The organism is Paenibacillus auburnensis (assembly GCF_927798115.1).
Lineage (GTDB): Bacteria > Bacillota > Bacilli > Paenibacillales > Paenibacillaceae > Paenibacillus_AQ > Paenibacillus_AQ auburnensis.
This window is the reverse complement of the sequence record NZ_CAKMMG010000004.1, coordinates 366,785-388,697: the sequence shown is the minus strand read 5'-3', so window position 1 is coordinate 388,697 and position 21,913 is coordinate 366,785. Positions and strand designations below refer to the sequence as shown.

At 52.5% G+C, this 21,913-nt stretch carries 19 protein-coding genes; 15 read left to right on the top strand and 4 right to left on the bottom strand.

The genetic code is table 11. From position 1 onward, the window contains the following. Positions 1 to 7 precede the first annotated feature (7 nt). Positions 8 to 1,045, bottom strand: a complete 1,038-nt coding sequence (locus L6H70_RS17300) for a copper amine oxidase N-terminal domain-containing protein (RefSeq protein WP_236335141.1) — start codon at positions 1,043 to 1,045, stop codon at positions 8 to 10. 292 nt (positions 1,046 to 1,337) lie between these two features. Here L6H70_RS17300 and L6H70_RS17295 point away from each other — a divergent pair, with 292 nt between their 5' ends. The 9 genes from L6H70_RS17295 (at position 1,338) to L6H70_RS17255 (ending at position 9,929) form a co-directional block, all read left to right on the top strand. Then, complete coding sequence (locus L6H70_RS17295) at positions 1,338 to 2,168, top strand: copper amine oxidase N-terminal domain-containing protein (protein ID WP_236335138.1); 831 nt, start codon at positions 1,338 to 1,340, stop codon at positions 2,166 to 2,168. Positions 2,169 to 2,707: 539 nt separating this feature from the next. Beyond that, positions 2,708 to 3,421, top strand: coding sequence for an HAD family hydrolase (locus L6H70_RS17290; RefSeq protein WP_236335137.1), 714 nt, complete (start codon positions 2,708 to 2,710; stop codon positions 3,419 to 3,421). A gap of 92 nt (positions 3,422 to 3,513) precedes the next feature. After that, positions 3,514 to 4,617, top strand: a complete 1,104-nt coding sequence (locus tag L6H70_RS17285) for an MBL fold metallo-hydrolase (RefSeq protein ID WP_236335136.1) — start codon at positions 3,514 to 3,516, stop codon at positions 4,615 to 4,617. A 74-nt stretch (positions 4,618 to 4,691) separates the two neighbouring features. After that, positions 4,692 to 4,970, top strand: coding sequence for a hypothetical protein (locus L6H70_RS17280; protein ID WP_054942439.1), 279 nt, complete (start codon positions 4,692 to 4,694; stop codon positions 4,968 to 4,970). Between the two features lie 271 nt (positions 4,971 to 5,241). Next, complete coding sequence (locus tag L6H70_RS17275; RefSeq protein ID WP_036722718.1) at positions 5,242 to 5,442, top strand: cold-shock protein; 201 nt, start codon at positions 5,242 to 5,244, stop codon at positions 5,440 to 5,442. A gap of 126 nt (positions 5,443 to 5,568) precedes the next feature. After that, positions 5,569 to 5,799, top strand: a complete 231-nt coding sequence (locus tag L6H70_RS17270; RefSeq protein ID WP_054942438.1) for a cold-shock protein — start codon at positions 5,569 to 5,571, stop codon at positions 5,797 to 5,799. Positions 5,800 to 5,953: 154 nt separating this feature from the next. Next, complete coding sequence (locus L6H70_RS17265; RefSeq protein WP_423802848.1) at positions 5,954 to 7,726, top strand: sensor histidine kinase; 1,773 nt, start codon at positions 5,954 to 5,956, stop codon at positions 7,724 to 7,726. Next, positions 7,689 to 8,492, top strand: coding sequence for a response regulator (locus L6H70_RS17260; protein ID WP_236335133.1), 804 nt, complete (start codon positions 7,689 to 7,691; stop codon positions 8,490 to 8,492). The genes L6H70_RS17265 and L6H70_RS17260 overlap by 38 nt, the downstream gene beginning before the upstream one ends. Before the next feature lie 111 nt (positions 8,493 to 8,603). Further along, a complete protein-coding gene (locus tag L6H70_RS17255) occupies positions 8,604 to 9,929 on the top strand; it encodes an extracellular solute-binding protein (RefSeq protein ID WP_236335129.1) in 1,326 nt (441 codons plus the stop codon). 98 nt (positions 9,930 to 10,027) lie between these two features. Here L6H70_RS17255 and L6H70_RS17250 read toward each other — a convergent pair whose 3' ends face one another. Continuing rightward, a complete protein-coding gene (locus L6H70_RS17250) occupies positions 10,028 to 11,416 on the bottom strand; it encodes an MATE family efflux transporter (protein ID WP_236335128.1) in 1,389 nt (462 codons plus the stop codon). Between the two features lie 274 nt (positions 11,417 to 11,690). Between L6H70_RS17250 and hxlA the strand changes: the two genes are divergently transcribed. Both hxlA and hxlB read left to right on the top strand, forming a co-directional pair. Continuing rightward, positions 11,691 to 12,323, top strand: coding sequence for a 3-hexulose-6-phosphate synthase (gene hxlA, locus L6H70_RS17245; RefSeq protein ID WP_236335127.1), 633 nt, complete (start codon positions 11,691 to 11,693; stop codon positions 12,321 to 12,323). A 7-nt stretch (positions 12,324 to 12,330) separates the two neighbouring features. Next, positions 12,331 to 12,885 (top strand): 6-phospho-3-hexuloisomerase, encoded by a 555-nt coding sequence (gene hxlB / locus L6H70_RS17240; protein ID WP_236335126.1) that lies wholly within the window; start codon positions 12,331 to 12,333, stop codon positions 12,883 to 12,885. 140 nt (positions 12,886 to 13,025) lie between these two features. On the opposite strand, the gene L6H70_RS17235 is transcribed toward hxlB, so the two are convergent. After that, positions 13,026 to 13,346, bottom strand: coding sequence for a cupin domain-containing protein (locus L6H70_RS17235; protein ID WP_236335125.1), 321 nt, complete (start codon positions 13,344 to 13,346; stop codon positions 13,026 to 13,028). Positions 13,347 to 13,710: 364 nt separating this feature from the next. Then, entirely contained in the window at positions 13,711 to 16,356 is a 2,646-nt protein-coding gene (locus L6H70_RS17230) for a heparinase II/III domain-containing protein (protein WP_236335123.1), read from the bottom strand. Between the two features lie 251 nt (positions 16,357 to 16,607). On the opposite strand from L6H70_RS17230, the gene L6H70_RS17225 reads away from it, so the two are divergent. The 4 genes from L6H70_RS17225 (at position 16,608) to L6H70_RS17210 (ending at position 21,865) form a co-directional block, all read left to right on the top strand. Further along, complete coding sequence (locus tag L6H70_RS17225) at positions 16,608 to 17,504, top strand: carbohydrate ABC transporter permease (protein WP_054942429.1); 897 nt, start codon at positions 16,608 to 16,610, stop codon at positions 17,502 to 17,504. A 90-nt stretch (positions 17,505 to 17,594) separates the two neighbouring features. Further along, positions 17,595 to 18,413 (top strand): carbohydrate ABC transporter permease, encoded by an 819-nt coding sequence (locus tag L6H70_RS17220; protein ID WP_423802847.1) that lies wholly within the window; start codon positions 17,595 to 17,597, stop codon positions 18,411 to 18,413. A 52-nt stretch (positions 18,414 to 18,465) separates the two neighbouring features. Continuing rightward, a complete protein-coding gene (locus L6H70_RS17215; RefSeq protein ID WP_236335121.1) occupies positions 18,466 to 20,229 on the top strand; it encodes a sensor histidine kinase in 1,764 nt (587 codons plus the stop codon). Continuing rightward, positions 20,204 to 21,865, top strand: a complete 1,662-nt coding sequence (locus L6H70_RS17210) for a response regulator (protein WP_236335120.1) — start codon at positions 20,204 to 20,206, stop codon at positions 21,863 to 21,865. Before L6H70_RS17215 ends, L6H70_RS17210 begins: the two co-directional genes overlap by 26 nt. Positions 21,866 to 21,913 lie beyond the last annotated feature (48 nt).

Below are 21,913 nucleotides of genomic sequence, written 5' to 3'. Positions count from 1 at the left end.
TTTATTATTAGGACTGCGGGGTTACAACAACCACTTTCCAGGCCGTTCCGATTGCCGGCAGGCTCTTGGTCAGCATCGGGCCATAGAAGCCGATCACTTTCGCACCTTGTACGATAGCTGCGGCATCCACTGCCTCTCCGGTTTCCTTAACCAGCGCAGTATTGGCGGATAAGCGGAGTACAATCTCGCTTTGTGACGTTTCGCTAAGGCCGGTACCCTTAATGCGGATCATGCGGGTGCCGTCTTCGGAGGTGGTTACACTCTCAATAGTCCCTTCCGTACCGAGCAGCATGGCTGGCTTCTCCGTGTCCTGCACCGTTATCTGATAAACTGGTGTCTGCGGCGGAAGGCTTCTGGTTGAGAACAGGGCATGTTCTGCTTCAACGGTCATACCGATTTGCAGGTCAGCCAGTGTCAGCATGCTACCGTCAGCCATCTGGAAGAGGGTATCTTCGCCTACATTTAGTACGATGCCGGAGGTGCCTGTACCTTTTATCTGCACGGATGGATATTTCCCGTCAGTGTTGATGGCGGTGATGACGCCGCTCTCCTTCATATGTTCTGCGGCCGGGGCAATCACGATTTGCTGTCCCTCCACGGAAATGGTCTGGCGCAGCACCTTACTTACAAAAGAAGCCGGCACATACAGCTTGTTCTCCTTCGTCAGCGGTGCTGTACTGAGTGTAGTGTTCATTTTGTTGACGGCATAACGGTTCTCACCGCTCTTAACCGTTGTAAAGATATTCCCTTTGTTCAAATCAACGGCTTTGGTAGCTGTATTCCAGGTGACGGTGAAGCCCAGGGCCTCTGCGACGATGCGTAGCGGAATCAGAGGCTCTTTGGCACCAGAAGGCTGGAAGCCCTTCCCGGAAATGGCCGAGCCGTTCAGCTCAATAGTGAATGTGTTAGAGGTAGTAGTGCTGGCTGCCTGCGGCGCTGTGTCCGCATTCAATGAAGTGACCATAGGAGCGGCGGAAACGGCTCCGGTAGAAAGGGCCAGGGATAAGGTTAGGAGGACTGCGCTTGTTTTCAGGGATGGTCTCATGTGTGTAAGCTCCTTTAGGTGAGTTAGTCAGGTGTGTATCGTTTACTAAACGCCGGGGAGCTCAATTTTGTTGCAATATCTCTATGGTGTATTATTTAGCTGTGAATAATAAACCAAATAAAGGGATTTATTCCAATTTAACGTGACCGATGTCATCACTTTAGAAAAATAATTCATATAAAATAAATCTGGCAGCAACTTTTTCCAAATAAATACTTAAATGATTAAAAATATATTTTGGATTTACTATACGTCAAGAAAAATTCTATGATTCTGCTATGGGGGTTAACTTATGAAAAAAATGCTCTGCTTGACGCTGGCTTTATTAACCATGATGATAACGGCATCATCTGTATCAGCAAATTCATTGGGCAAGAATGGACTCTTATTAAAACTAAATGATGCGTATCTAATTTACTCCAAGGGAGAAATGCCTTACGTTGATGCCAACTACAGAACGCTGATTCCATTAAGGGTTATTTCTGATGCAATAAATGGAAGGATCACTTGGGACCAAAAGACAAAAGTTGTTCAGATTGAAGCTGAAAACTTCAAATTAAGTGCTGCTCTTAATGAAAAAGGAGCAACTATTAATAATAAAAAGATAAATTCTGATACATCCATGATAAATAAAAATGGTACTGTTTTGGTACCCGCTAAATGGATTGCTGAAGGCTTGGGGGTTTCTTTGATATGGGATGCTAATAGCAAAGTACTGTCGATGGACGGGGAACAATTTTTTCAAAAAGGGCCATTAGAACGGATGAATAATGAGGAGCATAAAGTAACCTCTTTTGATCCGCAAATTGTACCGATTGAAATTGGATATGGTGCTAACGAAGGCGAAGAACAGCTGAAAATCTCATTTAAAAATATTTCTAAGAATACGTATACCAATAGAGAAATCCAAGATCACCTACTAGTCTATATTTCTCCTGATAGTTTTATTGAAGAAGGGATAAATGGCATAACAAATAGCGATCGATCTGGTATTCGGTTAATTGATAAACTTGAACCTAATAAAACATATTCCTATTTCCTTCCTGTTGGAAGGCTAGATCAAAAACAATTGCAAGTCGATACGCCTCAATATGTGTTTATACGTTATTTTAAATATCAATAATTAGTTCATCTTGAAGTTTGCGAAAAAATATCGATGCTGTTAATCTTGATCTGTTTAAAAAGGATCTAAAGAATCATAACTATTATTAAACGTGAAAAAGGACTTTTAAATTTCGGCTGCAAACAGGATCTATGGAACCCCTTCTTTTTGTCGTAAATGGTATATAGGGCTTTGGATTAATTATTATCGGCAACGCTTGATATCGGAATAATATGTTATAAGAGGCCACTCGTTTCAAATGTTTGTAAGATTACAAACATCCGAAGCGAAGCGGCCTTTTTCTTGTGTTCTATGGTTTAGAATAGTTAAGTATTGGTTGACTACTAGCATTGTCCCTTTGGCAATTGCTTTATTTAGTTTGAACTTGAAGTTATGAAGTTCCATCGCTAACACTGTTATGAATTCAAGGGGTTTTTAGACAACAGTGACTGGGTGTCTTAAAACATTTTCTGTAGTCACAGCCATTGAATATACTGAAATAACTATAGTAGTATGAAAATATTTACAAACGATTCGTCAAGAACGGGGAGGAAAAATAAATGTATGATACGTATATCTTTGATTTGTACGGCACGCTGATCGATATTGAGACGGATGAAGAGCAGGCTGAGGTCTGGGAACGTCTGTCGCTGCATTTCAGTTATCATGGTCTGAATATTACAGGGGAAGAGCTGCAGAAGCGGTTCCTCGCCGAACGGGACCGGCAGCTGGAGGCTGCTGCCCGCCACTGCCAGTTTCCTGATTTCGTAATGGAAGAGGTGTTCCGGGAAGTGGCCCGTGATCTGGGCGGTGAACCCGGACAGGCCTGGCTCCATGAAACAGTTAGGTGGCTGCGGACCTTATCTATGATTCATATTTCCCTGTATGACGGTGTGGCCGAGATACTCGGCCGGTTAAGAAGCGGCGGCAAAAAGGTCTTCCTGCTCTCCAACGGCCAGAAAACCTTCATTGAGGCAGAGCTGACCATGCTGGGCATCCTGCATTTATTCGACGGGATCGCCATTTCCTCGGAGGCTGGTGTGAGCAAGCCTGATCCGTTGTTTTACCGCTATTTGACGGAAAATTACGGCGCAAATCTGAGCTCGGCGATCATGATCGGCAATGATCCGCGTACAGACATCGCCGGTGCAAATGCAGCCGGGATTGCTTCCTGCTATATTCAGACGGCCTCGTCACCCCGGGGTGTCCCGGTCAACAGCACGGTGCAGATCTGGGATGGAGACTTGCGGCAAATCCCCGGCTGGAACCTTTAGCCGTAGGGGACAGGCAGAAAGTTTGCCCGGCCCAATGCAGCGCCTTATAATATGTCCATGATCTTAATTTGGCAGGAGAGAAGGACGACTGTATGACCTTTATTCTTATCGCGGCGGTGATCCTGGCGCTGATTGCCGCTGTTTATTTCGTAATGACCTTATACCCCGCATTTGGCGCACGGGCCTCCAAGGCAGAGCGGGCGGCGATCAGCCGCTCACCTCAATACCAGCAGGGCAAATTTGTTTATCCCTTTCCGGTGGCGGATATAGAGAGCCCTCTGGGAGGCGGCCTTTCGATCCTGAAGGATTTCGTCAAAGGCAACCCGAACTCCAGGCCTAAGACACCGCTGCTGCCCCAGCCGCTGCTTACCAGTTCTATTCAGCAGAACAGGGAAACTAAGGCGACCTGGTTCGGACATTCGGCAGTATTGCTGGAGATCGAAGGAGTCACCCTGTTTCTGGATCCGATGCTGGGGCGTACGCCTTCCCCTTTTCCAGCCATCGGCGGCAAGCGCTACAGCAGGCAGCTGCCGATAGAGCTGGCTGATCTTCCGCCTATTGATGCCGTGCTGCTCTCTCATGATCATTATGACCATCTCGATTATGGAACGATCAGACAGCTGCAGCAAAAAGCCTCCATGTTCATCGTACCGCTCGGTGTCGGCGCCCACTTGAAGCGGTGGGGCATCAGCGGGGAGCGTATCCGTGAGTTTGACTGGTGGGATGAAATCACCTTTAACGGATTGACGCTCACAAGCGCACCCGCGCGGCATTTCTCGGGACGCAGCCTGCTGGACCGTAACACCACGCTGTGGTGCTCCTGGATCATCCAGGGAGCGAATGCCAAGATCTTCTTCAGCGGGGATAGCGGCTATGGGCCGCATTTTGCAGAAATCGGGCAGAAATACGGCCCGTTTGATCTGACGCTGATGGAATGCGGGCAGTATGACCTGCGCTGGTCAGATATTCATATGATGCCGGAACAGACGATCCAGGCCCAGATTGATCTGCAGGGCAAGCTGATGATCCCGATTCATTGGGGGGCCTTTACATTAGCCATGCATGACTGGACTGATCCTGTGGAGCGGGTGCTGCGTGCGGCGAAAGAGCATGGCTTGCGGCTGGCTACACCGAGAATCGGCGAGCCGGTTCATGTGGGTGCCGAGACGTATCCATCGTCACCGTGGTGGAGATGATGAAGAAAGGGTGGTGCAGGCCGGACCTATGCTACAATAGTTGTGCAGTAACGGGAGAGGAGTGAATAACAATTATGAGCGATAAAGTAAACGAGCAGGAGCTGCTGGCCGTATTGGCTGCAAAGACTAAGGTGGATCCCGAGCTGATTAAGCGGGTCCTTAAGCATGAGCAGACCTTCATCAACAATGCCAAAGCGGACAGCAAAGGCGACGTTGATATTGATAATGATGATCTGGTTGATTATGTAACAGGCCAGCGTGATGTGAAGCTGGACGAGCTGACAGTGGAAACCATTCTCGATGCGGAAATGGATTATCTTATGGATAAGGGCCTGGCCGGATATATTGATTAAGGCCTGCTGCGAAGCGGTTTATGATCTGTAAGGGAGCATAAACCGCTCCAGTCTATCTTAGTTCCCTGAAATTAATTTCTTAAATTCTTTGCTTTCGGTCTTTGTGTGTGCTACAATGAAATTAATCATAAATTTAACCCTTAATTCACATATTGTAAAAGGTTATCATTTGTGCGTATGAATCCTTTTCCAATGTGTGAATTTTTATTTGTTCGTACAATACGTAGGAATAAAAGGACATGTGTTAAATAATCTATTGGAGGTAATACAAATGCAAACAGGTACAGTTAAATGGTTCAATGCAGACAAAGGTTTCGGTTTTATCGAGGTTGAAGGTGGAAGCGACGTATTCGTACACTTCTCCGCAATCACTGGCGAAGGCTTCAAATCTTTGGACGAAGGCCAACGCGTTGAGTTCAACGTAACTCAAGGCGCTCGTGGACCACAAGCCGAAAACGTTGTAAAACTGTAGTATGAAAACTAAGCTGCCCTTAACATCAGTTGAGGGCAGCTTTTTTTATGTAGAGAGAGCCGCCTGTCCTAAGTTCCTGTAGAGGTTATACCAATCGTCAGATTTGAACTAGAGGGAGGGGTACTTATGTATTTTCGTAAAAAAGCACTGGAGGATCTTCCACAGGAGGATACTGCCATTTGGTCCTGCACCAAAGAGGGCTGCACCGGATGGATGCGTGACAATTTCGCGTTTCAATATGTACCTACCTGCTGGCAGTGCAATTCGCCGATGACCCGAAGCATGAAGATCCTGCCCATGCTCGTGAACACGAATCATGAGATGAAGGAAATGAAAAAAGGGATTTCGATCCGATAAGCAGCTTGAAGCAGACCCGCCGGTTCCCTCTGAGGAACGGGCTTTTTGCTGTGTTGGCAGATGAATGTCCTTGACAATCAGGCTGACTTCTGGAAAATAGAGTTGGAAACGCTGTCAGTGAGGGGGAGGCTATGTGTTCAGCAGATTTAGAGAAATGAATACACTGCGTAATCAAATATTCCTGGGATTTCTGGGTGTCATGCTGGTTATTATCGCAGTTTCAGGTGCGTTCGTGTATGACAGGGTTTCTTCGCTCCTTAAAGATAATGCAGAACGGCACATTCAGCAGACCGCAGTTCAGGCTAACGGCAGGCTGGATGCGCTGATCGGCCAGATAGACAGCCTGATGGAGCAGGTGGCCAACCACCCGACGGTCCAGCAGCTGCTGCTGGAGGAGCTTAACGGTAAAGAGGTGTCCTTCAACCAGCGCCAATCGCTGCTGCAGATCGTATCCAGCTATCAGGCCTACATGCCGAGTGTCGGCTCACTGGAGTTGTATACTGCCGATTACCGGCTGCTGTTCCCAATTAAAGACGGCACCCTCAGCACCCGCATCGACAACCGTTATATCGCTGAAGCCAATAAGCAGAAAGGCCGGCTGGTCTGGATCGGCGTCGATCCGAATGATGACCAGAGTCTGCTGGCCATCCGTCAGGTCAGTCTGATGGACCGCTGGTTCTCGCGGGGCGGCTACCTGATGGCCAAGATCCAGCGCAGCTACTTTCAGCTGAATGATCCGCTATCCGGCAGTGACAGCGGAGAATCGATCCTGCTGGTCAGTGATGAGGGGCATCTGCTTGGCAGCAGTGAAACGCCGGAGCCTAATCTCCTGCCGCTCCTTTGGACTGACGATCAGACCGTGAGCTTCCGGGGCAAGGAGTATGTGCAGGTCAAGCAGCGTTCGGACAAGGCAAACTGGACGCTTTTGGTGCTTACACCTGTCAGCTATGTTACTAAAGGCATCTCCGTACTCAGGACAGTGCTGCTGTTCTCCGGCGGAATTGGAACACTGCTGTTTCTGTCACTCTCGTTCCTGCTCTCTACGATGATTACCAGGCCGATCATTCATCTGATCCGGGCGATGCGCAAGACGAGGCTTGGGGTGCTGACCCCTAATCCGGAGCCGGTCTCCACGATGGAGCTCCGGGAGCTGAATAACACGTACAACGGAATGATTGCAAATATGAATGATCTGATCCGGGTAGTCTATGAAAAAGAAATGCTGCAAAGCCGTACGGAGTTGAAGGCACTGCAGGCGCAAATCAATCCCCATTTTTTGTTCAATACCCTGGAGGCGTTCAATTGGTCGCTGGAGGAGAAGGGGGAAGAAGAGCTGGCAGGGCTGGTAGTTGTCATGTCGCGGTTGTTCCGCTATATTATCGGAAGTCCGAATATGGATGAATGGGTTACCCTCGGGGAAGAGCTGGAGCAGGTGCGGCGGTATCTGCAGATCATGGAGATGCGTATGGGCGAGCGGCTGACCTGGACGATTGAACTGGAACAGCCGGAAGCTGCTGTGCCGGTACCGAAGCTGCTGATTCAGCCGATTGTCGAAAATGCCATTCTGCATGGAGTGGAGAGCCGTGTCGGCAGCGGCACTGTCAGTATCCTGATCACGCCTTCCGGGCGTTCAGGATGGACACGGGTTACAGTGTCCGATAATGGACCCGGAATGGATGCAGAGAGGTTAAGTGCACTTCGCAGTGCACTGGAGGGCGGCCCGTCTATCTCCTCTAAGGGGACAGGGGTAGGTCTTGTGAATGTCCTGCGGCGGCTTAAGCTTTATTATGGCGGGAAAGACGCAGAGCATGAAGGACTGGTTATCGGCAGTGAGCCGTCTGTAGGGACGGTTATTACTTTTGAAATACCGAATCATGGGGGGGATATGTATGAGCCTGGGCAGCAAAAAAATTCTGATCGTGGATGATGAGCCGCGGACGCGGCAGGGCATTAAGCAGACACTGGAGGTATGGGCCGGTGGCAGATACGTGGTGGAAACCGCCGATAACGGGGTTGAGGCCCGTGAGCGGCTGCTGCACGAGCAGGTGCATCTGCTGATTACTGATGTGCGGATGCCGGAGGTCAGCGGAATTGATCTGATCCGCTCATTGAAGGAGCGGCCCCGCCAGCCGGTCGTTATCGTGATTTCAGGGTATGCCGAGTTTGATTATGTGCAGCAGGCCATGCGGCTTGGGGCTTTTAATTATCTGCTGAAGCCTCTGGATAAGGCGGAGCTGCTTCAGGTGGTGGAGGCTGCCCTGAAGCAGGAGGAAGAGGTGCAGCGGCGCGAGAAGCTGGAGAAGCTCGTCGATCCGAAGCTGTTCCAGATTGATCCGGACGGAAGCGGAATGGGGGAGCCGGTAAGGGAGGCGATCGCTTATGTGGAACAGCATCTGCATGAGCAGCTGACGATGGCTGAGGTTGCCGCGCGCATTCACTTGAATGCCAGCTACTTCAGTGTCCTGTTCAAGGAACAGGCCGGGGTGCCCTTCAGTGAATATCTGTCGCGCCTGAGGATTCAGCGGGCTAAAGAGATGCTGCTGCAGTCACGGCTGTCCATCGGCGAGATTGGTGAACGTGTAGGCTATAAGACAGACAAATATTTTATCAAGGTGTTTAAGTCCCTGGAGGGCATCAGTCCGAGCCGTTACCGGAACCAGCACATAGAGGACAATCAGACGGAAATCCAATAAAAGTGGAAGTTTTGCCAATATATTTGGTCTTATAAGCCTCCAAGCAGAATGCTAGAATTTAATTGATAACGTTTACAGATGGCGCAGCCGAAAACAATGGAGGTTAGAGCAATGCCAAGGGACAAGTTGACTATAGGCCTGATTTGGTGTCTCCTGCTTGCGCTCGTGCTTGCTGGCTGCGGCGGTAAGAGCAATAACGGAAGTAAGGATACAGTCAATGGCGCTCCTGAACCAAAAGTTACGCTCACTATGATGCACTTATGGCCGGCGGCCAGCTCGGCACAGCAGAATAAGCTGGTAGAGCAGATTATAGATGAATACGAGAACGAGCATCCGAACATTACCGTTAAACAGGAAGTGCTCGAGAATGAACAGTATAAGAATAAGCTCAAGGTGCTCTCCGCTTCCAACGAGCTTCCGGATGTAGGAATTACTTGGGCTGCAGGCTTCATGGAGCCTTATGTCAAAGGCGGATTGTTCGCCCCGCTGGATGATATTCTGAGCGGTGACCAGCTGAAGGATAAATTTGTTGCCGGTACGACGGAAGCCTACATGGTGGGCGGCAAAACCTATGCGCTGCCCATCGAGCTGAACATCTCGCCGATCTACTACAACAAGGATATTTTTGCAAAATATAATTTACAGGTTCCGACCACCTATGAACAATTGAAGCAGGTTATACAAACACTGGCCGATAACGGTGTAGCTCCGATTGCGCTTGGGAACAAGGACCGCTGGACCGGATCCCTGTGGTACATGTATCTGGCTGACCGGATTGCCGGCAGCGATACCCTCAAGAAGGCCACCAATGGCACAGGCTCCTTCGAAGATCCTGGCCTGATCCGGGCGGCTGCCGAAGTGCAGACGCTGGTCGATATGGACGCCTTTAACAAAGGCTTTAACGGCTTGTCCAACGATGAAGGCAAGTCCGAATTTGTAGACGAAAAGGCGGCCCTATACCTGACGGGAACCTGGGAGCTGCCGAATTTCACGACCAACCCGGATATTCCGCAGGAGTTCAAGGACAAGGTCGGCTTCTTCAAATTCCCGACTGTTGCTGGCGGCAAAGGTAATATTAACAGCTGGGTTGGCGGCCCCGGTGTCGGGCTGTTCGTTTCCGAAGCGTCCAAGGTGAAGGAAGAAGCCAAAGCATTCGTGGAATACTTCGTATCGAAGTGGGGCGAGGATTCCGTGACTACTGCCGGTGTGATACCGGCAACCAAGGTGGATACGGCGAACAGCAGTCTGCCCCAGCTCTATGTGGATCTGCTCAATGAACTGAATAATGCCAGCAGCATTACTTTGTTCGCCGATGTGCAAATGAAGCCGGGTGCCGCCCAGGTTCATCTGGATATGATCCAGGCGCTGTTTGCCAAGGCGATAACGCCCGAAGAATTCGCTACGAAGCATAAGGAAGCTGCTGAGAAGGGCATTTGAAGGTGGACATCCCGGTGTATAGACAATGTTATAGAGTAAAAAGCGGTCCGTCAGGTCTATAGACCTGACGGACCGCTTTTTGGTTTTGGTGTACAAGTTTAATGCGCTGCGGCAGCAGAAGAATTCACCGGCTGCGCCTCGGTGTCGTGCTGGATCAGACCATGCTTCTCCCAGGCTCTGCTCTTCCAGCGGAAATACATAATAACAGCCCTCACCCATTCGTCAAAGGCGGTGGCGATCCATACGCCGGCAAGGCCAAGGTGAAGCTGGAATACTAGTACATAGCCGAGCGGCAGGCTCATGCATACCATCGAGATCAGGCCCATGTATACCGGGAACTTGGCATCGCCCGAGGCCCGCAGGGAGTTGATAATTACAAGATTGCAGGTGCGGCCCGTTTCCAGGAAGAAGCTGAGCAGAATCACCTGCGCACCCATCATAATAATCGACTCATTATCGGTAAACAGTCCGAACAGGGGGACGCGGAACAGTATGACAACAGCATCCATAATTATGGTGACGAGCAGTGCCCACTTCACACTTGTAAATACTCGCGAGTAGGCTTCCTGCGGCCGTTTGGCACCGACAAGATGGCCGACAATAATGGAAGTTCCCATCGACACCGCTACGCTGAACAGGAAAATATAGCTGGAGATATTCAGGGCATATTGGCGGGTAGCCATGGCTTCAGCACCAAGGTAAGTAATGTACAGAGTAAATACAAGCTGGCAGGACTGGTAGGTAATCGATTCAAAAGCGGACGGAATGCCGATTTTGAGAATTTGCAGCACATACTTTTTGGACAGGCGGGTGTAATACGCCCATTTGACTTTTACGTCCATAATCCGGTAGAGCAGCAGGAAGAATAGCACTAGGCAGATAAGCCGGCTTGTTACTGTGGAGATTGCAGCTCCTTGCACACCGAGTGCAGGCAAGCCGAAATGTCCGAAGATCAGGAGGTAGTTGCCGACCACATGGATCACATTCATCAGCAGGGAGACCATCATCGTCTGCTTGGTGAAGCCGTGTGTACGGATAGTGGTCGCCAGGGCATTAAGCAGTGCCTGCACGAAGATCCCGCCCCCGACGATATTCATATACACTTTGGCATGCACAAGGATATCACCTGTTACATTTAGGGCAGCCAGCAGATTGCCGCCGAACAGCAGCAGGATTGTGCTGAGGACAAGTCCTACCGCAAGATTCAGCGTGATGGCATTCCCGGTCACATTGGCCGCTTCCTGGGGCTTCCGGGAGCCGAGATACTGGGAGACGACGATAGCCGCGCCATTGCCGATTACACTGAGGACAAGTATAGCCATAGCAATAATCTGATTTGCTGCCCCGACACCGGAAACGGCATCGTCTGATACCGAGCTGATCATGAACGTATCCACGCTGCCCATCAGCATGAACAGGAATAATTCCAGGAATATCGGCCAGGTCAGCTTCATCAGATTGAACTCTTGCGCTTTCGTTTCTTTCATCTATGCACCTCTTTGAATGATTGCTGGTCATTAAGCTTTATTTCGAATCCAGTGTATGTTAGCACAGCTTTTATGAAATTGCAGTATTTTTACGAAAATAGTGAAAAATTTATGCGTTTTTCTTTCAGAGCTGCCACTGTTCGTAGCCCTATAGAGTCCAATAGTATCCTCCGGGTAACTACAATACGGGAAAGTGCCTACTTCCTTTTTGGGATACATGAACTTACACTTAGTGCAGCACTTACAAAAATATATTGAAAAGGAGCATTTATATATGAAATTGCAGTTAGCGCTCGATCTTGTCGATATCGCCGGAGCCAAGGAAATTGTCTCGGAGGTGGCAGAATTTATTGATGTGGTGGAAATCGGTACGCCGATTGTCATTAATGAAGGATTGCATGCAGTTAAAGCGATTAAGGACGCTTTTCCTACACTGACTGTGCTTGCGGATCTGAAAATCATGGATGCAGGCGGGTATGAAGTCATGAAGGCGGCTGAAGCGGGAGCGGACATCGTGACTGTACTTGGCGTTTCGGATGACTCCACTATTAAAGGCGCTGTTGAGGAAGCGAAAAAAAGCGGACGTGAAATTCTGGTCGACCTGATCAATGTGAAGGATATTGCCGGCCGGGCTGCTGAGGTAGACGCTCTTGGTGTAGATTATGTCTGTGTTCACTCCGGTTATGACCATCAGGCTGAGGGCAAAAATTCCTTTGCTGATTTGCAGGCGATTAAGGGTGTCGTCAAACAGGCGAAGACGGCGATTGCCGGCGGCATCAAGCTGAGCACACTGCCGGAAGTCATTGCAGCCGGTCCTGATCTTGTCATTGTCGGCGGGGGCATTACTGGTGAAAGCGATCAAAGGTCAGCGGCAGCCGAAATGAAGCGTCTCGTCAGCCAGGCCTAATCCTCTTATGGATACAGTGAGCTACGCGCAGGAGATCGTGAAGGAGCTGGAGCGTTCGGCTGGGCAGCTGGATGCCGACGCGGCAGAGGCGTTCGCCGGGCTGCTGCAGCGTTCCGGTAAGATTTTTGTGGCTGGCGCAGGCCGCTCCGGGCTGATGGGCCGGGCGTTCGCCATGCGGCTGATGCATGCTGGCCGGGCGGCTTATGTGGTCGGTGAAACTGTGACCCCGGGTATTGAGGCCGGAGATGTACTGGTCCTCGGCTCCGGCTCCGGGGAAACGAAAAGCCTGATCGCCATGGCAGAGAAAGCCCGGGCGCTCGGCGCTGCGGTTGTCCTGGTAACGATAGCGCCGGAATCTGCTCTCGGCAGTCTGGCCAATTACACGGTGAAGCTGCCGGGTGTTGCCAAGGAGGCCGGCGGGGAGCGGGCCACCATCCAGCCCATGGCGTCCCTGTTCGAACAGACACTGCTGCTGTTCTATGATGCAGTCATTCTGCGGCTGATGGAATGGACCGGCCAGACAACCAGCCAGATGCTCGGCAAGCATGCTAATCTGGAATAACATAACGAAACAGCCTGTCCGGGTTTCCGGGCAGGCTGTTTTACGATGCGGGGAATGGCTCAAGTGAGGGTAATTTTACAAGTGTATGGCTCCCCGCACCAGGTACGATTGGGGGTGATGGCTATCAACCGGCTTAACGCCTATCGCTTAAGCAAATCCTCACGGATGGGAGTAAAGGCATCCAGCAGTGCTGAATCAGCCTCAAGAGCCGTGACCCCGTGTTTGGCATTGGGCGGAATGGCAATGCTCTCGCCAGCCGATACGGCATACTCCTTGCCGTCGATGCGGAATACGAAGCTTCCGCGCAGGCAATAGCTCATCTGCTCATGCGGGTGGCTGTGCTCATAACCCTCGGCACCTTCCTCGAAATGAACCTCCATCATCATCAGGCTCGCTGCCGCGTTCAGAATGCAGCGTTTGACCCCAGGCTCTGCAGGTTCCCATACTCCAAGATTACTCATATGCTATTTCCTCCTTGTATTAACTGCATTTGTTAGCTGTGCTGCTATTCGGGTGTCCCAGCATTCCGGTCGAAAAGTAACTGTACTTGGTGCGGTAGCGGGATTTTCTCCATCTAATTATTTCCGTACTTGGTGAAGAGTAGTGTTAGCGGGATTTCCTCCGTCTAAATGCTCCCGATGTGCTTGAAATGAGCGTTTTCTTGGAAATTAGCGGGACGTTTTCCCGCTATATCTGGGTGTCAGGCGAAAACTGGTGAATTAGCGGGAACTTTTCCCGCTCCAGTTCATTTGATGCTCCCAGGTTTTCATACCGGGAATCGGATAACCGGCGCTGCCATCGCTTAGAGATCTGTCTCAAACACGCTTATAACGGCACGGCAATTTGAATGGTTCCAGGTTCAAGGTTCAGGATACCGGAAGCTGCATTCCCGCGAATGACTGGTTCAGATTCCACATTCCCGCGAATCTCGGATCCCGGCTCCGTAGTCCCGGCTTTCCTTGCTCGGTCTTCAGTGAAGTCGGCCATAGCCGTCTCTGCTGTGCCCAGCAGCCGGAGCGGGGTGCCGCCGGGGATGCGGACACGGCGGGCCTGTCCGGAGCCGTTGAGGGCGGCGACACACCAGGAACCGTCCGCGCGGCAAAGCTTATACAGGCGGACGCCATCACCGGCGTCTTCGCACTCCAGCTGCTCCAGCAGGAGCGCAGGCGCCCCTGCTGCCCGCGGATGCAGCAGCACCACGTAGTCTTCTCCGGCGTGGGCATGCACGCGGAAATGCTGCTGCGCAGCCAGCGGGTAAGCCCCGCCTGCCGCACCCTTTCCGGTCGTGATGACCGGAAGGGCGGGTTCGGCGATATGGATGCCCAGCCGCATGCCGCCTAAGCAGGCAGCATCAATGGTCTGCGCCGCGACTTCGGCTTCGGTACTCAGCGTATGCAGATTCCAGACGCTGTCAGCCCCGTCCCCGATCCGGTCCCAGACCAGGTAAGCGTCAAATCCTGCTTTGATATACAGGAAATGCCGCTCATATTCCCCGGCGCGGACATCCGGAATAAGGCTTCTGGCATAATCAAGCTCCTCTGAGAAGCGGACTTCCCGGCAGACGCTTTGCAGCGGTCCGTCGGCGAAGCCCCCGGCTTCATCTTTGAACTGGACGGTATTATGTGCCGCCCCTGACACATACCAGTGCCGGTCCCCGTTGTAATAGCCGCCGGTTCCGGCGTCCAGCGTCAGGGGAACCCCGTCTGCCCAGATGGAGAAATGGCCTTCATCATGATGGGCGTGATAGGTCAGCGGTGAAGCCTCGAAAATAGCGTAGTTCTGCAGGTTCTCAGCCCCGCTGCGGAAGATGACATAGCCGATGCCGGGATAATGCGCAGAGCGGAGAGCGGGCTGCCGCTCCGGAAGCTCCGGCTGCGGATACAGCAGCGGGACCAGCGGCAGCGGAAATGCTCCGGTATCCTGGACCGGCGCGCCGCCGTTTCTCCAGGTCCAGATCATTTCTCCCGCCAGCTGCGGATCTTCCCCGGCATAGAACAGAGCCGCGTAGCCGAGCAGGCGGAACCATTGCTCCTGCACATTGGCATCACCGACGGCCGGGGTGAGCAGAACAGATGCGCCGGCCGGGCCGCTTTGAATCCGGTCCTTCGCGGTCACGATTCCCATCAGGAAACGGTACATCGCCTTGACCTTGGGATGCCGGAAATAATCGACGCCCTTCAGCCGCTTAAGCAGGGCAAAGAACAGAAAATAACGGTGCAGCACAGCGCCGTGATAACGCACATTCTCCGGCCAGGCGCCATCCGGATCAACCACTTCCGCCAGCTGCCAGTCGATTACGGAGCAGGCGTGCTCCAGATAATCTCCGCTCTCAGGTTCGTGCGGGAAGAGCAGGGCATACACCCCTAGCCCGGTCGCCCGGTCGGCATTCCAGTTGCTGCGTTTGCCGCCCTTCTCATCCGGGAAGGTCGTAAGGTCGAACCGGTAGTAGGCAGTATCCATCATCATTGCCGCGATATAGCGGAAATCGGCCAGCAGTGCCGCCGTTTCCCGATCAGCGAACACTCCGCTGCCTGCAATCTGGTCATAGATGACCGAGACGGCAGCCAGTCCGCGGCCGATATGCACAGCACCATACGTATCATCATCATGCCAGCCGTCCCGGCGGAAAATATCCATGCCCTGCCGCATATCAGCCAGTATGTACTGCAGCTTGCGCTTCGCCAGTCCGGCATACAGATCTTCGCCTGAGACCATATACAGGTTGGCATCGGTACCGGCAGCCTCCAGCAGATACGCCCAGTTGGTCAACGTACGCCGGTTGAAGAGCGGCGAGAGCTGAACCGGTCCGAGCAGCCGGCCTGCGGCATCCAGGAAGATAACCCCGGTGCATACGCCGCCGCCGGCAAGCGGAGCTTCCAGGCTGAGTTCGGTCTGGATGCCGTAATAATCGCCTGCTTGTACCGGCAGGTGCTCCTCATAACCTAGAGTCGTCCGTACCTCCTCCGTGGGATTACTGATCCGCACGCACTGCACATTCTCCTTCGCTGCACCTCCGGATGGCGTCACACCGGAAGGCTGCAGTCCGCTCCCGCCACCGGCCAGTTGCTCCAGCTGGATCGTACTGCCGCTTCCCGGCTCTTGGGCCCAGCCGGCCAGCCCCTGCCCGAATCCGCCGTTCAGCAGCACCACCGGCAGCCCAAGCTGGGAGTGCGTCAGCCGTACGCCGCCGATCCGGGCAATGCCCCTGCCCTGGACCTGTATAGCCAGCTTCAGGTAGGCAGCCCCGGCAGGAACCTTGAAGACGAACGGTTCTACCCGGAATACACCAAGCCGGTGAAGCGGAGCGGCTGCCTCCCGGGCGGCGAATTCCCCGGACAGCTGCCGCTGTCTCGCGTACTCCTGCGCAACCGCAGGAATCTGCTCTATTCTGCTGCGGATTTCCCCCAGCTGCTCCCGGTCATAACAGCCGAAGGGACGGGCCCCGGCCGCGCCGTTGTATGCTGAATTCATTGGTAAGTTCAAGCCTCCCTGTGAAGATATATTCCTGCTGCGTTACCTGCTTTCTTCTATAAGTATAGCTGCCCCGTGAATGGGACCGGGATGGATAAACTCAGGAAGGAGAGGGGACAAAGCGACTTATTTTCGATGAAAAAGTGAAATTCTCCCCCTTACCGCAGTCGCTTTCTCCCTAACTGTGTATGTGCCTGGGGACTTATGATTAAGGCAAGAAGCGTAAGCCGAATAGACAGGAGGAACAATCAATGAATGGAACGAAACGTCAAATAAACGCCTGGACCTTTGTAGCGCCCAGCCTCATTCTGACGCTGATTTTTGGGGTGTACCCCGTCTTCTGGGCTTTGAAGTACATGTTCTATGATTATCAGGGCTTCGGCACGCCGCTCTTCGTCGGCCTCGATAATTTCGAGCGGCTGCTGCGGGATAAGGATTTCTGGAAGTCCGTGGTCAACACCTTCATCTATGCAGGCGGCAAGCTGGTGATCACCATCCCGCTCTCGTTTGTATTGGCTGTGGTGCTCAACCGCGCCCTGAAAGGACGCCAGCTGCTGCGGGCGATCTATTTCATGCCTACCGTAATCAGTGCTTCGGTCATGGCGATCGTGTTCTACGTTATTTTCAACTCTTACAACGGAATGGTGAATCAGCTGCTGATGGGCGCCGGAATTGTATCCGCTCCCATAGACTGGCTGGGCGCCAAGCATGCTTTAGTAACGGCAATTATCATCGCGATCTGGGGTGCGGTCGGCAACTATATGCTGCTCTTTATTGCCGGGCTGCAGAATATTCCGGAGGATCTTTATGAAGCCGCTTCCCTGGACGGGGCGGGGCCGCTGCGGAAGATGTGGAGTATTACCGTTCCGATGCTGGGGCCTGTGCTGCAGATGATCATCATGCTGGCGATCACCGTCTCTCTGAAGGGCTACGAGAGCATTATGGTACTGACCGAAGGCGGGCCTTACGGCAAAACGGAAGTTATGTATCTCTATCTCTATAAACTGTTCTTCCCGGTATCGAGCGGAGGATCGAGCATCCAGCAGTTCGGTTACGGCAGTGCGGTCGGATTCACAACGGCAGTTATCGTCGGCCTGATCACACTGATTTACTTCTATGTATCCAAGAAACTGAATGACATCTATTAAAAGAGAGGAGAATGAACAGTGAGCACATTACACGCGGAAACGAAAATAGCCTCGGCGCAGACCGCCGGTTCGATAAAGACGAAGGCACTGCTGTCCCGGATACTGCTGTGGATTTTCCTGCTCCTGGTAGCGGCGTTGGCGTTATTCCCGCTTATATTGGCTTTTTTCGGGTCGCTGAAATCGAATCTGGAGCTGACCACCGGCACGTCGCTGCTGCCGAAGGAATGGAAGTTCTCAAACTACGCGCAGGCCTGGACGTCGGCCAATTTCGCACGCTTTACCTGGAACAGCGTATTTATCAGTACCTTTACAACGATAGGAACTCTATTGATAGGAACAATGGCCGCGTATGCGGTTGCGCGGGTTGATTTCTACGGGAAACGGCTGTACGTGGTCATCCAGTCCTGTACCCTGTTCATCTCGATCGGTGCGGTTGTCCTGCGTCCCCAGTTCGACCTTATGGTCGCCCTTCATCTGCAAAAATCGCTCTGGGGCGTCATCATCATCCTGATCAGCGCCCATGCGACTGCATTCTTCATGCTGATCGGCTTTGTAAGAGCCATTTCGAAGGAACTGGACGAAGCGGCCTTTATTGACGGCTGCAACTTCTATAGCGTATACTTTCGTGTTATCTTGCCGCTTCTGACGCCCGCACTGGGAGTCACAGCGCTTTGGACCTTCCGCGGTGCATGGAATGAATATATTCTGCCGCTGGTATTTACGATGACACAGCCTGCCCTGCAGACACTTACCGTGGGTCTCGCCGGGCTGAAATACGGCGTGGGGGATGCGGCCCAGCCGCAATTAATGCTTGCCGGTGCATGTGTGTCTATGCTGCCGATGATCATTGTCTACATTTTTGCCAATAAAACATTCATGCAGATGACAGCTGGCTCCGTGAAGGGCTAAGCGAATAGCGCGGCAGTTTTTCCGGCAGCCAGTCAACGAAGGATGTGGAATCATGCTGAAGGCCTGGCTGTACCGGACCTCGCTTAAGAAAAGAATATGGCTGTCTTTTACCGCACTAACTATCTTTTGTATCTCAATTACCGGCTCCTGGGCCTACTCGATTGCTTCGCGGGCGATGGAACGGAACTCGGTTGACCTGAACCGCAATGTGCTGAACCAGTCCGTCAACGTGCTGGACCAGAAGCTCAAGCAGATCATTGTGGCATCCTCCACCATGATGCTGAGCGAAGCGTATAAACAGACGATAAGGGATATACAAGCGCATAATACAGACCGGTTCTTTGCAAACTTCTCCCAGCTGCAGGTCCCCTTTACACAGGCCGAGCTGACGGAGAACTCCATCGAATCGATTCTGATCAGTACGCCGGACGGGGATTTCTACTCCGCCGGCAATCTGCGCAGAACACCGACTCCATTTATGGAGTCTTTGCTGTATCAGCGGATCAAGGCCAATCCCGAATCCAGCTGGGTGGAGAGCCATGAGGATGAGCTGTTCGCAGGGAACCATCAGGTAATATCGCTGCTGCTGCAGCCGCTGACGGAGAATTATGTGCCGGATGTTTTTCTGGCCGTTAATGTAAAAGAGGATATTCTGGAGGATACCGTCAGCGGAGGGGCAAGCCTTGGCAGCGCCAAGTTTCTGCTGATCAACAAGGCCGGAGTAAGTGTCTTCGGAGACAAGACCCGGCCGGACTGGTCGCGGTCTGCAGTATTTATGGACAGGCTGCTTGAAGCAGACAGCGGAAATTTTGAATATTCGGCCGGTGGCGGGACGATGCTGGTCAGCTATGCCGAATCCAGATATGCCGGTGACTGGCTGCTCGTCAGCTACCAGTCGAAGAAGGAGCTGCTCCAGCCTGTACGCAGTATTCAGTGGCTGGTGCTGATGATCATTGCCGTGTGTATCGTAATTGCGCTGCTGCTGGCGAGATTCCTGTCGGCCCTATTGCTCGGGCCGCTGCTGAAGCTGCAGAAGACGATGTCGCGGGTGGAGCACGAGGATCTGGATGCCCGTTTCCAGAGCCCGTTCCAGGATGAAATCGGAGAAGCGGGACGCAAATTCAACCAGATGCTGGACCGGATCGGCGAACTGATTCTTGAGGTCCGGGATACGGAGAAAGAAAAACGGAAAGCGGAGATCAAAGCGCTGCAGGCGCAGATTGAGCCCCATTTTTTATATAACACACTGAATACAATCCTCTGGAAATGTGAAATGGATGAATATGAAGATGTGAAGCAGATGGTCATTTCGCTGTCCGCGCTGTTCCGGCTCGGCCTGAACAACGGGCAGGAGATTACGACCCTGGGTAAGGAGCTGGAGCATGTCCGCCAGTACCTGAACCTTCAGCAGCAATGTTACGAGGGGCTGTTCGAGTATACGATAACGGCCGGACAGGAGCTGCTGGAGCTGCCTGTGCTGAAGATTATTATCCAGCCGCTTGTGGAAAATTCCATTCTGCACGGGCTGAAGGAGATGCGGGGCGGCGGAAGGATCACGATCTCTGTGACACTCGAAGCGCAGCAGCTAGTGATCCGTGCGGCCGACAACGGGTCGGGTATGGACGCGGAGAAGCTGAATGCAAGCCTGAGGGAGCCTGTCTCCAGCGGAGGCTATGCGCTGTCCAATATCTGCAGCCGTCTGCAGCTGTATTACGGCAAGGAGGCGGCATTATCCTTCCGCAGCCGCCCATATATCGAAACAGAAGCCATACTCTCAATACCGATGGAAGGTGGAGTTTATCCTGAGCCACGCTGAGCCTATTAAAATATGCATTGTTGACGATATTCCGGCCGTTGTGCGCGGCTTGTCGCAGAGGATTCCCTGGGAGGAGCATGGTATTGTAGTTGCGGCAACGGCGGGCAACGGGGAAGAAGGGCTGATGCAGATCCGCAGGCACCGGCCGGATATTGTACTCACCGACATCCGCATGCCCTTTACCGACGGGCTGGAGATGATGCGGATCATTCAGTCCGAGCAGCCGGATATCAAGCTGATCTTTCTTACCGGCTATTCCGATTTCACCTATGCCCAGGAGGCAGTGAAGCTCGGGGCCTTTGACCTAATCGTCAAGCCCTTTACCAAGCCGCAGGTGCTTGAATCCGTGCTGAAGGCGAAAGAAGTACTGGAGCGGGAGCGCTCGCAGGCCGAGCAGATGCGGGGGATGGAGCAGAAGCTGCGGGAGAGCATGCCGTATCTGCGCCAGGAGTATATGCGTCTGCTCATCCGTTACGGCAGCAGGCAGCAGCATCTCAGCCAGCAGTGGGATTTCTATGCGATTACGATGAAAAGCAGCGGCTTTTGCGTGATGGCGGCGGAAATTGACTTTTTTGCCGAGCGCACAGCGGCCATGCCGGTGTCTGAGGTGGAGCTGATCCGCTTTGCGGTGCAGAACATTCTGGAGGAGACGATTGACGGGTATACGCAGGGGATTGTCTTCCGCGAGCACGTTAATCAGTTTGTTATCGTGATGAATCCCCCTTCGGAGCTGGATGCGGAGCAGATTGCCGAGAAATGCCGGGAGAACGTCTGCCGGCATACGTACCAGACCGTTTCCATCGGACTCGGCGGGGAGGTGGAGGAGGCCGGGCAGCTTTCGGTATCCTATGCCCAGGCGCTATCTGCACTGACCAATACGTTTCTGACCGGCGGGAACAGCGTGTACCGCTATGCCGATTCGCCGGAGAGAGAGGCTGTGCTGCCCAGATACTCTTTTGATAAAGAGAAGGAACTGCTCTACTGCCTGCGTTCGGCTAATCTGGCCAAGGCGGAGGAAGAGCTGGATCATATATGGAGTGAGTGGCTGAATGCTCCCGCCCTGCCTGACCCGGCCATCGTCAAGACGATGTGTCTGGAGCTGGCCCATTCGATTCACCGTGTGTTCTCTGACAAGGCCTCGGATACGGAGGTCAAAATGCTGGAGAAGAAGCTGGCCGACATGAACGGGGCGGCTTCCTTTGAGGAGCTGCGCAGGCAGATCCGTGAGTTTTGCCGCCAGGGCTGTACCTATGTGCAGATCCGCCAGTCCAGTGATGCGCGGGTGCTGGTGGAGCGGGCTATCGCCCATATCAACGGAAATCTGCACCGCAACCTTTCTGTGGCCGATTGTGCCAGAGAGGTGCATCTCAGCCCGAGTTATTTCTCGAATCTGTTCAAAAAAGAGATGGGCATGACGCTGGCCCAATATATTATCAGCCGCCGGATGGAGAAGGCCAAGGAAATGGTGCTGGAGGGTATGCAGGTGCAGGATATCGCTGTCTCCCTGGGCTATGAGGACCGTCCTTATTTCACTGAGCTGTTCAAAAAATATACCGGTATGACGCCGACGGACTTCCGTTCCAAGTACACTGCAGCCGGCCCGCGCGGAAACAGTGATTTCGTCTCCCCTGAATAGTTGTTTTCTCCTTCACTTACAACCCGGCAGGCATTCTATAATTTTTAT

Coding starts and splice junctions, on each gene's coding strand:
- L6H70_RS17300 (WP_236335141.1), bottom strand. CDS start 1,045: ATGAGACCATCCCTGAAAACAAGCGCAGTCCTCCTAACCTTATCCCTG.
- L6H70_RS17295 (WP_236335138.1), top strand. CDS start 1,338: ATGAAAAAAATGCTCTGCTTGACGCTGGCTTTATTAACCATGATGATA.
- L6H70_RS17290 (WP_236335137.1), top strand. CDS start 2,708: ATGTATGATACGTATATCTTTGATTTGTACGGCACGCTGATCGATATT.
- L6H70_RS17285 (WP_236335136.1), top strand. CDS start 3,514: ATGACCTTTATTCTTATCGCGGCGGTGATCCTGGCGCTGATTGCCGCT.
- L6H70_RS17280 (WP_054942439.1), top strand. CDS start 4,692: ATGAGCGATAAAGTAAACGAGCAGGAGCTGCTGGCCGTATTGGCTGCA.
- L6H70_RS17275 (WP_036722718.1), top strand. CDS start 5,242: ATGCAAACAGGTACAGTTAAATGGTTCAATGCAGACAAAGGTTTCGGT.
- L6H70_RS17270 (WP_054942438.1), top strand. CDS start 5,569: ATGTATTTTCGTAAAAAAGCACTGGAGGATCTTCCACAGGAGGATACT.
- L6H70_RS17265 (WP_423802848.1), top strand. CDS start 5,954: ATGAATACACTGCGTAATCAAATATTCCTGGGATTTCTGGGTGTCATG.
- L6H70_RS17260 (WP_236335133.1), top strand. CDS start 7,689: ATGAGCCTGGGCAGCAAAAAAATTCTGATCGTGGATGATGAGCCGCGG.
- L6H70_RS17255 (WP_236335129.1), top strand. CDS start 8,604: ATGCCAAGGGACAAGTTGACTATAGGCCTGATTTGGTGTCTCCTGCTT.
- L6H70_RS17250 (WP_236335128.1), bottom strand. CDS start 11,416: ATGAAAGAAACGAAAGCGCAAGAGTTCAATCTGATGAAGCTGACCTGG.
- hxlA (WP_236335127.1), top strand. CDS start 11,691: ATGAAATTGCAGTTAGCGCTCGATCTTGTCGATATCGCCGGAGCCAAG.
- hxlB (WP_236335126.1), top strand. CDS start 12,331: ATGGATACAGTGAGCTACGCGCAGGAGATCGTGAAGGAGCTGGAGCGT.
- L6H70_RS17235 (WP_236335125.1), bottom strand. CDS start 13,346: ATGAGTAATCTTGGAGTATGGGAACCTGCAGAGCCTGGGGTCAAACGC.
- L6H70_RS17230 (WP_236335123.1), bottom strand. CDS start 16,356: ATGAATTCAGCATACAACGGCGCGGCCGGGGCCCGTCCCTTCGGCTGT.
- L6H70_RS17225 (WP_054942429.1), top strand. CDS start 16,608: ATGAATGGAACGAAACGTCAAATAAACGCCTGGACCTTTGTAGCGCCC.
- L6H70_RS17215 (WP_236335121.1), top strand. CDS start 18,466: ATGCTGAAGGCCTGGCTGTACCGGACCTCGCTTAAGAAAAGAATATGG.